Annotated in this window: 11 protein-coding genes; 5 read left to right on the top strand and 6 right to left on the bottom strand. The window is 52.7% G+C overall.

Annotation, left to right across the window (positions count from 1 at the left end; translation table 11 throughout):
* The first annotated feature begins 20 nt into the window (after positions 1-20).
* Positions 21-692 carry a DedA family protein gene (locus BLP78_RS06520; RefSeq protein ID WP_090457731.1) on the top strand — a complete coding sequence of 224 codons (672 nt, stop codon included), beginning with the start codon at positions 21-23 and terminating at the stop codon, positions 690-692.
* 202 nt (positions 693-894) lie between these two features.
* On the opposite strand, the gene hemH is transcribed toward BLP78_RS06520, so the two are convergent.
* Together hemH and hrcA are read right to left on the bottom strand one after the other, a co-directional pair.
* Positions 895-2,001 carry a ferrochelatase gene (hemH, locus tag BLP78_RS06515; RefSeq protein ID WP_090457729.1) on the bottom strand — a complete coding sequence of 369 codons (1,107 nt, stop codon included), beginning with the start codon at positions 1,999-2,001 and terminating at the stop codon, positions 895-897.
* 209 nt (positions 2,002-2,210) lie between these two features.
* Positions 2,211-3,230 carry a heat-inducible transcriptional repressor HrcA gene (gene hrcA, locus BLP78_RS06510; protein WP_090457727.1) on the bottom strand — a complete coding sequence of 340 codons (1,020 nt, stop codon included), beginning with the start codon at positions 3,228-3,230 and terminating at the stop codon, positions 2,211-2,213.
* A gap of 374 nt (positions 3,231-3,604) precedes the next feature.
* On the opposite strand from hrcA, the gene BLP78_RS06505 reads away from it, so the two are divergent.
* Together BLP78_RS06505 and recN are read left to right on the top strand one after the other, a co-directional pair.
* Complete coding sequence (locus BLP78_RS06505; RefSeq protein WP_090457725.1) at positions 3,605-4,489, top strand: NAD kinase; 885 nt, start codon at positions 3,605-3,607, stop codon at positions 4,487-4,489.
* A 10-nt stretch (positions 4,490-4,499) separates the two neighbouring features.
* Positions 4,500-6,194 (top strand): DNA repair protein RecN, encoded by a 1,695-nt coding sequence (gene recN, locus BLP78_RS06500; protein WP_090457721.1) that lies wholly within the window; start codon positions 4,500-4,502, stop codon positions 6,192-6,194.
* On the opposite strand, the gene xth is transcribed toward recN, so the two are convergent.
* Complete coding sequence (gene xth, locus BLP78_RS06495) at positions 6,165-6,968, bottom strand: exodeoxyribonuclease III (RefSeq protein ID WP_090457719.1); 804 nt, start codon at positions 6,966-6,968, stop codon at positions 6,165-6,167. The genes recN and xth overlap by 30 nt on opposite strands.
* A gap of 411 nt (positions 6,969-7,379) precedes the next feature.
* On the opposite strand from xth, the gene folE reads away from it, so the two are divergent.
* Positions 7,380-7,952 carry a GTP cyclohydrolase I FolE gene (folE, locus tag BLP78_RS06490; protein ID WP_090457717.1) on the top strand — a complete coding sequence of 191 codons (573 nt, stop codon included), beginning with the start codon at positions 7,380-7,382 and terminating at the stop codon, positions 7,950-7,952.
* A 189-nt stretch (positions 7,953-8,141) separates the two neighbouring features.
* On the top strand, positions 8,142-9,035 hold the full coding sequence (locus BLP78_RS06485; protein WP_090457715.1) for a hypothetical protein: 894 nt from the start codon (positions 8,142-8,144) through the stop codon (positions 9,033-9,035).
* Positions 9,036-9,154: 119 nt separating this feature from the next.
* Here the strand turns inward: BLP78_RS06485 and BLP78_RS06480 are convergent, their stop codons facing one another.
* The 3 genes from BLP78_RS06480 to pmbA form a co-directional block, all read right to left on the bottom strand.
* Positions 9,155-9,892 (bottom strand): LuxR family transcriptional regulator, encoded by a 738-nt coding sequence (locus BLP78_RS06480; protein WP_090457713.1) that lies wholly within the window; start codon positions 9,890-9,892, stop codon positions 9,155-9,157.
* 361 nt (positions 9,893-10,253) lie between these two features.
* Positions 10,254-11,294, bottom strand: a complete 1,041-nt coding sequence (locus tag BLP78_RS06475; RefSeq protein WP_090457711.1) for a phosphoglycerate mutase — start codon at positions 11,292-11,294, stop codon at positions 10,254-10,256.
* A gap of 137 nt (positions 11,295-11,431) precedes the next feature.
* Positions 11,432-12,790 (bottom strand): metalloprotease PmbA, encoded by a 1,359-nt coding sequence (gene pmbA / locus BLP78_RS06470; RefSeq protein WP_090457709.1) that lies wholly within the window; start codon positions 12,788-12,790, stop codon positions 11,432-11,434.
* Positions 12,791-13,036: the final 246 nt, after the last annotated feature.

Below are 13,036 nucleotides of genomic sequence, written 5' to 3'. Positions count from 1 at the left end.
GGTCCTACTTAAGGCTTCTCTTGGAAATTCTCGCTGCCTTCATCGATATTATCCTGCACCTGGACAAGCATCTCATCTGGCTGGTTCAGAATTACGGCAACTGGATTTATCTTATTCTGTTCCTGATCATTTTCTGCGAGACGGGATTGGTCGTGACGCCTTTTCTGCCGGGCGATTCACTGCTGTTCGTGGCGGGTGCGATTGCCGCAACTGGCGCAATGGATGTTCAATGGCTGGCCGCGCTTCTCATCCTCGCTGCATTTTGCGGCGACAATACCAATTACTGGATAGGGCGTTATTTCGGTCCCAGGATATTTTCCCGAGCAGACTCGCGTTTATTGAATCGCGCTCATCTGGAAAAAACCAATCAGTTCTATATGAAGCATGGTGGCAAAACGATCATTTTCGCGCGTTTTCTACCGATCATTCGCACTTTCGCGCCTTTCGTGGCCGGTATCGGACGCATGATTTACCCACGTTTCATGGCCTACAGCGCATTCGGTAGTGTCTTCTGGATCGGTTTTTTCGTATTCGGCGGATTTTACTTCGGTAACGTGCCAATAGTGAAAAACAACCTGACCTTTTTCATATTCGGCATCATCATTATTTCCGTTCTTCCAGGTATTGTTCAATTCGTGCGCAGTTGGCTTGGAAATCGCGGAGCAGAAGCGCCAGTCAAACGATTGGAGTAACGCGGTTTAACCGGAAACCGGAATTGTGGCGAACTCACCAAAAAGGCGAGGTTTATGGGCACCAAAAATCCTTTTGGCGCCTGGCAGGCAAGTGAGCTGAAAAATAAGCTGCTAACAGCCGGATTCAGGTTTAAGCTTAATTAAAGCTTAGGCAGACGCAGCGGCCAACAAGCGAAGCGCATTGTGGCGCATGAAAGCCTCTTTAATCACTCGCCCCCAGTTCAAGTGCGCGCTGCCGCGACTGAGCCCGCTTCTCTTCCGCATTTGCTTCTTTTGTATTCTCCAGCCCCAGCCAACCCTGTAGATTAGCGAGAGCGATGTCGGCTAATGCGCCTATCCAGTCGTCGCGTTCATTCAGGCAGGGAATGTAGTGATATTCATGGCCACCAGCCTGGATGAAAATGGCTTTCCCCTCTATGGCGATTTCTTCCAGTGTCTCGAGGCAATCGGAAACAAAACCGGGACAGACGACATCCACACGCCCGGTGTTCTGCTTGCCGAGTTGCTCCAGTGTGGTCGCGGTGTAGGGTCTTAGCCATTCAGCCCGGCCAAAGCGGGATTGAAAACAAATCTCATACGCGTCTGCATGCAATTCCAGCGCCTCCGCCAGCAATCGTCCGGTTTTCCGGCACTCGCAATGGTAGGGGTCACCTTTATCCAGCGTTGCGCGCGGTACTCCGTGAAAGCTCATTACCAGCTTGTCGGGGCGGCCGTTTTCAGTCCAGTAATCGCGTATATTCTGTGCCAGAGCCGCAATATAGCCGGGATGATCATGATAATGTTTCACAGTGCGCAGCGCAGGGGTGTTGCGCATCTTCCCCAGTTGCGCAAATACCTCATCGAACGCGGAGGCTGTGCTGCTGGCGGCATACTGGGGGTAGAGCGGCAGCACCAGAATGCGCTCGCAGCCATTCTGCCTCATTCCCCGCAGCACCTCGGCGATGGAAGGACTGCCTATACTCATCGCATATTCCACCATCGGTGCCGGTTCGACGCGTTTGGCCAGCACATCGCGCAGCAGGCCGGTCTGTCGAACGGTGTGGACTTTCAGCGGCGAACCTTCCGGCATCCAGATCAGCGCATATTTTTCCGCCGATTTTTTCGGACGCGTGTTCAGTATGAAGCCGTTCAGGATCGGCCACCATGCCCACCGCGGAAATTCCACTACGCGGGGATTGCTCAGGAACTGCTTGAGATAAGGCCGCAAGGCTTGTGCGGTGGGCGCTTCAGGCGTACCGAGATTGACTAGTAAAATGCCTGTCTGGTTCGGCGTGCCGTGTTGGTAGGCAGGTTCGGGCGCTATCAAGATATTCCAATTCTCATCAGAAACAAAACTGCTTTGTTGACATCTTCTTCGGCTCTACTATAGGCACCGTGTTGGCCGCAGCGTATTGGCGGCCCATCCTTTCACGGGTTAGGAATAGTGCGTCAGAAGCAAATTGACCATGCAGGAACCGCTGGATGACTCACACGCGCTCGGGAATGAGCGTGGCGCTTCACCAATGGGTAATAAAGTGGCTAATGTTGCGATAGTGCGCTGGAAAGCAGCCTCGCGGTCACATCCACAATCGGAATGACTCGTTCATAAGCCATCCGCGTGGGTCCGATCACGGCGACGGTGCCGACGATTTTTCCGTCCACTTCATACGGCGCGGTAACCATGCTGAATTCATCCAAAGTCACGCCACCGGACTCCCCGCCGATAAAGATCTGCACACCTTCCGCCTTGCGGCTGAATTCCAGCAACTGCAACAACGCGGTTTTCCGCTCGAAGAGATCAAACAGCTTCTTCAGGCTGGTTGTATTACTCGACAAGTCATGCACATCAAGCAGCTTGTGTTCGCCTGCCACAACCACGTTTTCACTGTTCTCCTTGATTGCCGCCCCTCCCGCTTCAATAGCGGCAGTCATGAGTTGGGTCGTATCATGACGCAATTGTTTCAGTTCGCTCTGGAGGCGAGTGCGGATTTCATCGATGGCGCAACCCGCATAATTCTGATTAATGAAATTGGCCGCTTCCGTCAATTCGGCCTGGCTGTATGTTCGGTCCGTAAAAAGCACGCGGTTCTGAACATCCCCTTCCGGCGTCACGATGATGAGCAGAATACGCTTTTCCGACAAGGTCATGAATTCGATATAGCGGAATATGGCGGTACTCCGCTTGGGAGCCACCACCACGCCGGCGAAGCGTGTCAATTCCGCCAGCAATTGTGAAGCCGCGTTAATCAATCGTGAAGGATTGTCCGGATGAAGCTGGTCTTGAAGCTGGTGGATTTCAATGAGTTCCAGAGGTTTTACCACCAGCAGCGTATCCACAAAAAAACGGTAGCCTTGATGAGTCGGTATGCGACCAGCGGAAGTATGCGGACTGGCGACAAAACCCATTTCTTCAAGGTCCGCCATCACATTTCGAATAGTGGCGGGGCTCAGATCAAGACCGGAGAACTTGGAGAGCGAGCGAGAACCCACCGGCTGACCTTCGGTGATATACCGTTCGACCAGAGTTTTTAGCAGGATTTTGGCGCGCTGATTCAACATTTCATTATTTTACACCAGGATTCATTCTACCGGCTGAATTGAGTCTTACCGCTTCCCAGCGACAGAAAAGGCAATGGCTTATCCCTAAGGACGCCAACACGTCTAACATTACTTGGTAGCTCCCTGATTGATAGACATCTCTTTTTGGCTTCAATTGCAAAATTTCGTTCAGGCCCGACTGCGGCGACTGGCACCCCCTTTCCTGCAAAGCATCTTTCAGCCAATATCCGCCGTGGTCGCCGCGCTGAATATATCAATAACGGGGCTGGAATACTTTGTCACCTTGGGGCCGATATGGTTTAATCTCAAGAAATGTTTCATATCACAGGTCGGCTTCATCAGCGGTTTCATCTATTCTTCAGTCTAATCCAACGATGAGTTCTTCGTTTAAAACAATCGCTTTGATCGGCAAGCATAAAAATCCCGATATCGTGGCTCCACTGCTGAGCCTGGGAAGGTATATGGAGAAGCGGAATCTGGAAGTTCTGCTGGACCAAGCTACTGCTGCTGCCGTGGCAGAGGCAAAATACCCCGCCGTGACCATGGAGGAGATCGGTATACGTGCTGATTTGGCGATAGTCCTGGGCGGCGACGGCACGATGCTCAATATCGCACGAAAGCTTGCGCCCTTCAATGTTCCGTTGGTTGGCATCAATCAGGGTCGGCTCGGATTTCTTACCGATCTTTCGATCGACTCCATGCTCGAAACGCTGGGCTCGATGCTGGATGGCCGATATTTCAAAGAGCGGCGCATGCTGCTGTTCGTTGAGGTCGTCCGCGATAATGTCACGGCATATAGTGCCCTGGCATTAAATGATGTAGCGGTAAATCGCGGCGTTGGCGGTAACATGATCGAGTTCGAGGTGCATATCAATGGCGAATACGTATACTCCCTGCGTTCGGATGGTTTGATTGTCGCGAGTCCGACCGGTTCTACCGCGTACGCATTGTCATCGGGCGGCCCCATCCTTCACCCCAGCCTTGATTTAATTGCACTGGTTCCGGTCAGTCCGCATACGCTGAGCAACCGCCCCATCGTTGTCGGGCCGGACGCCGTCGTGGAAATCCTGATGCATCGTACCGCAGTCGCACGTGTGCATTCCGATAGCCATTCCCATTACGATTTAAGGCAGCATGACAAGGTTGTCGTGCGGCGCTCTCCTCATACCGTAACATTGCTGCACGCTTCGGATCACAGCTACTACCGCATGCTCCGCGAGAAGCTGGGCTGGAGCGGCATACCCAGAAACCAGGTATGAGCCCTTCAGCATGCTAAAGTTTCTGAGCATACGGAATTTTGTCATTGTTGACTGCATGGAACTGGAGTTTACTCCCGGTTTCACCGTGCTTACCGGCGAAACCGGTGCCGGAAAATCCATTCTGATCGATGCACTCTCGCTTGTACTGGGCGAACGCAGCGAAACGAGTGTCGTCCGCAATGGCTGCGAGCGTGCTGAGATCAGCGCGGAGTTCGATATCGGCGCACTGCCGAAGCTCGTGGAATGGTTGTGCGAAAACGGATTCGAAAATCATGATGACGACCGCGGAGTATGCCTGTTGCGCCGGTTGGTGGATGCCGGCGGACGCTCCCGCAGTTTTATCAATGGTCGCGCTGCTACGTTGCAGCAATTGCACGCGGTCGGTGAAAACCTCGTGGATATTCAGGGGCAGCATGCACATCAGTCGTTGCTGCGCAAGGAAGCGCAACGCGAACTGCTCGACGCCTATTCAGGTAACCGGCAATTGGCGCAGTCTGTCGCAGAAGCGTACCGGCATTGGCAGGGACTTCATCGGCAGCGCGTGTCCAGGGAGCAAAACGCGGCCGCTTTCGCTCAGGAGCGCGAGCAACTGGAGTGGCAAGCAAGCGAGATCTCCGCGCTGAATTTTTCGCTTGATGAGTGGCAAGCGTTGCAAGCCGAGCACAGCCGGCTCTCCCATGCGGTCGCTTTGCTTGAAGCGACGCAGATGGGACTCGAAGCCCTGTCGGAAGGCCAAACCGCCGCGCTTTCGCAGCTAAATTCGGTCATTCTGCGCCTGAGTCAGGTACTTGAATGCGATAGCAGCCTCAAAGTGGTACTTGATTTGCTCGAGCCGGCGCAAATCCAGTTACAAGAAGGCGTGTATGAACTCGGGCGTTATCAACAGCGTCTTGATCTGGATCCCCAACGTCTACAGGATATAGAGGCCCGCCTGACGGCGGTTCACGCGACGGCCAGAAAATACCGGGTTGTTCCCGATCAACTGCAGGAGCTGCTGAGGACGGTCACCGAGCGGCTGGAAGAACTGGGTCACAAGGAAGATGGCGAGTCGCTGGCGAGGCAAGAGGCGGCAGCCAAAGATGAATATCTCAAGCTTGCAAAAAAATTGAGCGCCGGACGGGCAGGCGCAGCGGCCACGCTTGCCCGACAGGTTACCGTTGCCATGCAAACCCTGGCGATGGCAGGCGGAGCATTCTCGGTAATGCTGACTCCGCTCGAACAAGGCAGTGCGACCGGAATGGAGCAAATCGAGTTCCAGGTTTCCGCCCATCAGGGCCTGCCGTTGCGGCCATTGGCAAAGGTCGCGTCAGGCGGGGAATTGTCGCGGATCGGCCTGGCGATTCATGTCATCACAAGCAAGCTCGGCATGACGCCCACGCTCATATTCGATGAGGTAGACGCAGGTATTGGTGGCCGAGTCGCAGAAATGGTAGGGGGGATGCTGAAAAAACTCGGCGCGGAGCGTCAGGTATTGTGCATAACCCATCTAGCCCAGGTTGCGTCGGCGGGAGACCATCAATGGCAGGTCACCAAATCAGCCGATCCCGCCGATCCAGGAAATATATCGAGCCGCATCGCTGTGCTTGAAAGGCAGGAGCGGGTCGAGGAAATTGCGCGAATGCTGGGCGGTGCAAAAATAACCGACACCACCCGCAAGCATGCCGCCGAGATGTTGCTATCCGCCGGGGCAGAAGACGCCATCTGATTGAACGAGATTCCCTAGTTCCACCATCACGGGTGCATGATCGGAAGGCCGTTCGAGTTTGCGTGTTGCTTTGTCGATAACACATGCGGTACATACTTCCGCAAGGTCTTTACTTAATAGAATATGGTCTATCCGCATACCCATATTGCGGCGGAAGGCCATCATGCGATAGTCCCACCAGGTGTAGGATTTTTCCGGTTGTTCGAATAGGCGGAAGCTATCCATGAGGCCCAGATTGAGCACTTCACGAAATGCCTCACGCTCCGGCAGGCTGAACAGAACCTGGCCTTCCCATAACTTTGGGTCGTGTACGTCGTGCGCTTCCGGTGCGATATTGAAATCGCCCAGCAACACCAGTTTCGGATGCTGGCTTAACATGTCTCGAATCCAATCCGTGAGGGCGGCCAGCCACCTCAGCTTATATTGGTATTTTTCGGACTCGATGTTCTCACCATTGGGAACGTAAATGCAGATTACCCGCACATCGCCGTAAACTGCGCTCAGAACGCGCTTTTGAGGATCATCAAAACCGGGTATGGCCGTGATAATTTCGCTTCCCGGTTGTTTGCTGAGCAAAGCGACGCCATTATAGGTTTTCTGGCCGCTATAAAGCGTTTGGTAACCAGCCGCTGCAATCGCTTCTATCGGGAAATTCTCGTCTTGCAGCTTCGTCTCTTGCAGGCATAGCACATCGGGTTGATACACCGCCAGCCAGTCAAGAACCTGCGGCAGGCGGACCTTGAGGGAGTTTACGTTCCATGTCGCAATTTTCATGCGTTCATTTTATCAAATTTGCACGCGCGGCCTCCAACAAATAGTCGTAACGCCAATCACGGCACCATGATTTGTTGATTTTCCGAATAAACCATTGGATATACCCGCCTGATCGCCACGCGCTCCGCCCCAGATTTATTTCAAAGTTTTCCAATTATGTTGTGCTATTATGGAATTAGGCGTGTTGGGCTGAGTGTGGGCTACTCGGAGCACTCGCGCCGGCCCTCACCGGGATCCGTGGGGGACTATCGCATGTCTTACCCGCTACACTCAGTATTTACTCGTGGCGCTCTTTCAGCCGCATTTATACATGTCTCTTAAACGGGAGCTGGTGCCGATGTTTAGCAGGAATACGGTCGATATTGGCGCTTATCGCGCACTGTTTCCCTTTCCAACAGAGTCGTGGCTATTATGAATACTTCAGATGACTCGGAAGAATTTGGTGTAGCCGATTGGCGGCGGCTATTGCGTTCGATCGGTGAAGACCCATCACGCCAAGGCCTGGTTGAAACGCCAGGCCGCATCACGCGGGCCTGGGCTCATTGGACGCGCGGCTATAAACAGGATCCGGCAGCGATTCTCAAGACATTTGCCGACGGCGGCGAATGTTATGACGAGCTGATCGTTGTCAGGCAAATACCGGTTTACTCGCATTGTGAGCACCACCTTGCCCCCTTCTTCGGTCACGCAACCATTGGGTATCTTCCGAGCGGACACATCGTTGGGTTGTCGAAGTTGACACGACTGGTCAATTGTTTTGCTGCACGTTTACAGGTTCAGGAACGCCTCACCCAGCAAATTGCGCAGTCCCTGATTGAGCATCTTCAGCCCAAGGCTGTCGGTGTAATTATTCGCTGCCGCCACATGTGCATGGAATCGCGGGGAATCGCCGTCGCCGGCGAAGAGACCGTCACTTCGGCAATGCTTGGCGATCTGAAGACAAACGCCGCTCAACGAGCCGAGTTCCTGGCGCTGGCCGAGTAACTTCTGCGAAAGAAGCGATCCTGAAAGTTTGCGCTAATATCCCTGTTTGCAACGTTGAATTACGGGGCAATAGAACACATGGTTCGAAGAGTACGGAGCCATTGCGCGGCTATAACGCTTACCCATCATTCGGTTTTCCAATTATCCGCATCACTGAATCTCATGCATGACCACTGGAGTGCAAAGCGTATGACACCGGCTAAATATCTGTCCATTTTCACACCGGCGACCAAGCTTGAAAGGGAAGAAAATTTTGAAGATTACTGGGAGTTTACTCAGCAGCATGGCGGTCAACTTTTTGAAGGTGCGAAGGATCTGGAAAAAAAGCGTGCCAGGCTCAAGCACTTTCAGGAGCATCCCGTTAGATTGCGCCAGCCGCTTGCTAATCCCGAAGCCTTTTACCGCAATTATGTCGAGATGCAGGATGATCCCGGATCAATGGATCGCATGACGCTGATGTTGACGTGCATTTATAAATTCGCGAGACACGAGTGGGTAGGAATAAAAGGCGCCTGGGATGTCATTCCTGATATGGCACATTCATATACAGTAACTGACAAAATCAGCCGCGTGCATTTAGCCGAGGAATTTTGCCATGTACGCCTCTTTAACGAAATGTTATGCACGTGTGGTCTGGATGAGGTGGAGTGGGTACCTTTAGGACCGATCAAGGAAAAAATCTACGAGCAATTTCCGAAAGTTCCGGGATTCTTGAAGGACTCGCCTGCTTTTATTACCGAACTGATGGGAGTAACGTTTTATTGTCACCTATACCGCTTGTTTGATGAGATATTGGCTGAAGAACCCGAAGTCTGCTGCCGTTTAAAAGAACTGCTGGACGAGATTACAATTGATGAAGTAGCGCATGTGGGTCAACGAAGGAATTTTATCGGCCCTATAGGGATGGGAATTTCCAAAGTACTGGTTAAACCTTTCTATACGATGTTTTTTAAAGATATACCCGAAATTGAACAATTGCTGGATGTTGATCAGATGATAAAGGACGGTGTTTCTTTTGATTTCAATGAGTTGCCTGCGCACATGATCGAACGCAGCTGGGTTCCCTCCTATTGCAAGGCCTGAGGCATATGGGAAATGAGTTAGTTCCGAGCTTTGAAAATTCGGCTATAGCGGGTATTTAGCGAAGTTACAACGGCACTTCCCGTCCCTGAGGATAGCGCGGAGCCTGTCCAACAGGGCACTTATATAATAGTGCAGGGCTCGATGAGTCCCATGGAAAGGGCGCGGGAAATAGCTTGCTGGCGGTTGACCACACCCATTTTCTGGGCCGCGTTCTGAAGATGAAAAGTGACCGTACGTTCCGATATATTGACGATGTTGCCTATTTCCCAGCCGGTTTTTCCTTCGGCTGCCCATAGTAAACATTCTTTTTCCCTTTCTGTCAGACTGATCCGTTTCAAAGGGAGCGGGCCTTTACTCAGAACGACACGCTGCACTGCCTCGTGTAGATAACAGGTCAATAGCTGGGCTTTGTCCATCGTCGCGATAATATCATCCTGAGCTTCACGAGAGTCGCGGGAGGTTGCAAGGCTCAGCATTGCAGCTTCGCCTCGCCCGCCGTGAACCGAGAAGCTGGCCCCGCTCGCCAGGCCGCAATCCTTCGCCTCGCTTCTTATCCTTGCCTCCTTGCGTCCCTTGAAAATCTCGTTCCTCCAGATGACTGGAATTGACGTTTTGGCGCAATGGGAAACAGTAGGATCATCAATACTGGCGTAACCTTCCTCGTCATAATGTTTTCGCCATGCTTCCGGATAACAACTGAGAATGAACCGATAGGGACGGGTAAGCGACGTATTTACCTGCACGCCGTATAGAAAATGCTCGAATCCCATCTGGCCAACAATGGCTGTGGCATCCCTGTGCAGCTCTTCCACGGTATTGCAATTCAGCAACGACTCGAATAGTTGTAAATTAGTCATGATTTTCTCCTCATGATATCCCCCTTTTATTGCAAAATTCTTACCACCGGTTTACGAGTCGCAGGCATTTTACCAACAAGTTCGGATTCGGTTTTCTTGCTCCATCACATTTGCCGGATAGAGCCCATTATGAATGATATTGAGCATCTTTAATGTGCTGAAAAAGACGAAAAAAACATGTCTTTTCTGCCGATACCACTTGGCAGCCTGTCAAACTTAAAGGAATCGGCTGCAAAAGCGTCTGGCCGGTTCATATTTCGCTGCTTTCGACCAATAGAATAACTATTGGCCTTCAAAATTCTCAAAATCTGCTCTTACCCAGTTACCTTTTCGCTGCGATTCTTCAAAGTCCGACAGGCTGCTAGCGGGCATAGATCGAGATTGGTTTTGGCCTGCGCCAGAATTTCCTCAAGTCGACGCGTCTTGCAGTAAAATTTTTGCTTTTGCATTCACCGAGTGCGATGAGGGTTATCCGATCGAACAGACCCTGCCTGGACATTGCCCACAAAGGTGCAAACCAGCTTCGTTCGAGCTCTTTCAAACTTTCGCGCCAGCCATATGCATCCGCGTACTGAGCTTTTCCGTATAGGGCGTCAAGCACGACGAGATGATGGCCGGATGCAGCGGATTGCTGCCACATCGCCGCGCTTGGCGGAAGCGGTATATGATCTGTACGAGACGCCAGCGCCAGGGAGCGGGCAAGGACATTATTGCTCCATATAGAAGTATACGGAGAACTCGGCGATTCCGGCATGACCCCGCCGCCCCAGAACCAGGTACTGTTAATGACTGGTTCGCCATGTGCCTCTCGCGACTGGTTAAGCGGATGCGAATGCAGCAGCATTTGAATTTCATTGAAAAGGCCGCGCCAGAACGTTTGGTTCACGCCGAACGGCAGCAATTCATTGATGCCTCTGTTTGCAACCTCGCTGAGCAAATGTGTTTTTGCCGCGGGTGTTTTTGTTACGCGCATATACCAGCGATCGGGCCGTAGCGGCAAGAACACCAGTTCCTGGTTACTTGCCGCAAAGTGCTGGTTAAGCACGCTGGTAAGCGCCTCGGCCTCCTGCAATGACATCCGGAAAACACGGCTATCAGCCAGCACGATCTGATCACGCTCGATATGCAAGTGCACCGGGTCGGCGCGAATCCAGTAATCGTTTCCTGCTTTTATATCTTCCGCTCCGTCGACCAGCAGAGCAAGAGGTGCAACTGGCCAGTCCTGCTGTTTTGCGACGCCAAACGCCCCGCAGAGCCAAGCCTCCAGTCCTTCCGACTCATCGTCATCGCTCGAACATTTTGCAATCAGATTCTCCAGTGCGGGCAGCGATAGATCACGGTAAATGTCCGGAAGCCCGGCATCGGGCCAAAAGAGGGCAGGAACAAGCAAATGTAGATTCATCGTGAGTTCGAGCGTGAGGCGAAACCATTGCCGGGCCGGCAATGCCGAGCAGACGGGGGAGAAGGCGAATCAACGCGCATTCGCCCAGGGCGTAAACAGAAAAGCGGATGCTGAAAAACCGAGTGCTTTCGAAGTATTTAGCCGCCCGCGACCATCATGCGGTCAATCAGCAGGGAGCCGCATTGCTTGGAACCACGCGCAATCACGTCGTTGCCGACTGCGGAGATGCCGAGCAACATATCTTTCAGGTTGCCTGCGATAGTGATTTCCTCCACGGCATGGCGGATTTCTCCATCCTCCACCCAGAAGCCCGCTGCGCCGCGTGAATAATCTCCTGTGACGGGGTTTACGCCTTGACCAAGTAATTCAGTTACCAGTACGCCTTTATTCATCTTCTTGAGCAAGGCGGAGAACTCGAGCCCGGCGCCATTATCCAGAATAAGGTTATGGTTACCACCGGCATTTCCGGTCGTGCTCAACCCAAGCTTGCGAGCGGAATAACTGCCGAGAAAATATCCCTGCACCACGCCATTCTCTACCACTTTGCGTTCACGCGTGGCGACACCCTCGCTATCGAATGACCCGCTAGCCAACCCTTTTTTCAAGTGCGGCACTTCCCGGATCTGAATATCGGGGGCAAATACCTGTTTGCCGATACTATCCAGTAAAAATGACGACTTGCGGTAAAGGCTGCCGCCGCTCACGGCGCCGACAAAATGGCCCATCAGGCTGGCTGCAATCGGCGCTTCAAATAGAACAGGTACTTCGCAGGTGGCAATTTTCCTGGCGCCCAGGCGCGCAACGCTGCGCATTCCCGTTTTTCTGCCAACGCTATCCGCATGCTCCAGATCAGCGGCATCGCGCGCGACGCTATACCAATAATCACGCTGCATCGTATCATCCTGGCTTGCAATCACCGCGCAACTGATACTGTGACGAGAACCCGGATAGCCGCCCATGAATCCCAGGCTGTTGGCATACACAAACTGGGACTCGCTCAACGAAACGCTCGCCCCTTCAGAATTGGTGATGCGCTTATCAACCGCGAACGCGGCCGCCTCACAGGTCTGGGCGAGCTGTATTGCCTGCTCCACCGGCAAATCCCACGGAAAATACAAATCAAGGTCAGGGAATTCTCGCGCCAGCAAGTCGCTATCGGCCAGCCCTGCGCAATCGTCGGCGGCTGTGTGTCCGGCAATCGACAGGGCTGCTGCAACCGTGTCGTTTATTGCCTGGGGCGCGAAATCCGAGGTGCTTGCATGGCCGCGTTTCTGGCCGATGTAAACCGTCACCGAAAGTCCCTTGTCACGATTGTACTCTATGGTTTCGACCTCTCCGCGCCGGACGGTCACACTCTGGCCGAAACCATCCGATATGTCGGTCTCGCAAGCGCTGGCGCCGTTTTTCTTGGCATAATCCAGAACGTCCCGCGCGATTTTTTGAAGTACGGGGAAAGGATAGGAAAAACGCGGGGAAGGGCGAGTATTATCGTTCATGGCGATTTTAAGGGGAGACACCTTATATTGATTAGCTGACAAATAGCACCCGCAAGCGCATCTTTCAGCCAAGAAGCAAACAGACTGATCTGAGATTACATTAAACCTAAATCCGGCAGTTGACCGCTCATTTAATAGATCAGTGTTATGATTAATAACAATATTTCATATTATTTTACGCTCACCTTCCGGGTGAGGGCGCTACGGGGTGAATTGCACAGTTTTTGCGGCACATGGCTGCGTTGC

This window comes from Nitrosospira sp. Nsp1 (assembly GCF_900100985.1).
GTDB lineage: Bacteria > Pseudomonadota > Gammaproteobacteria > Burkholderiales > Nitrosomonadaceae > Nitrosospira.
Note: the sequence above shows the minus strand (reverse complement) of the source record. Positions and strands in the feature narration are given on the sequence as shown.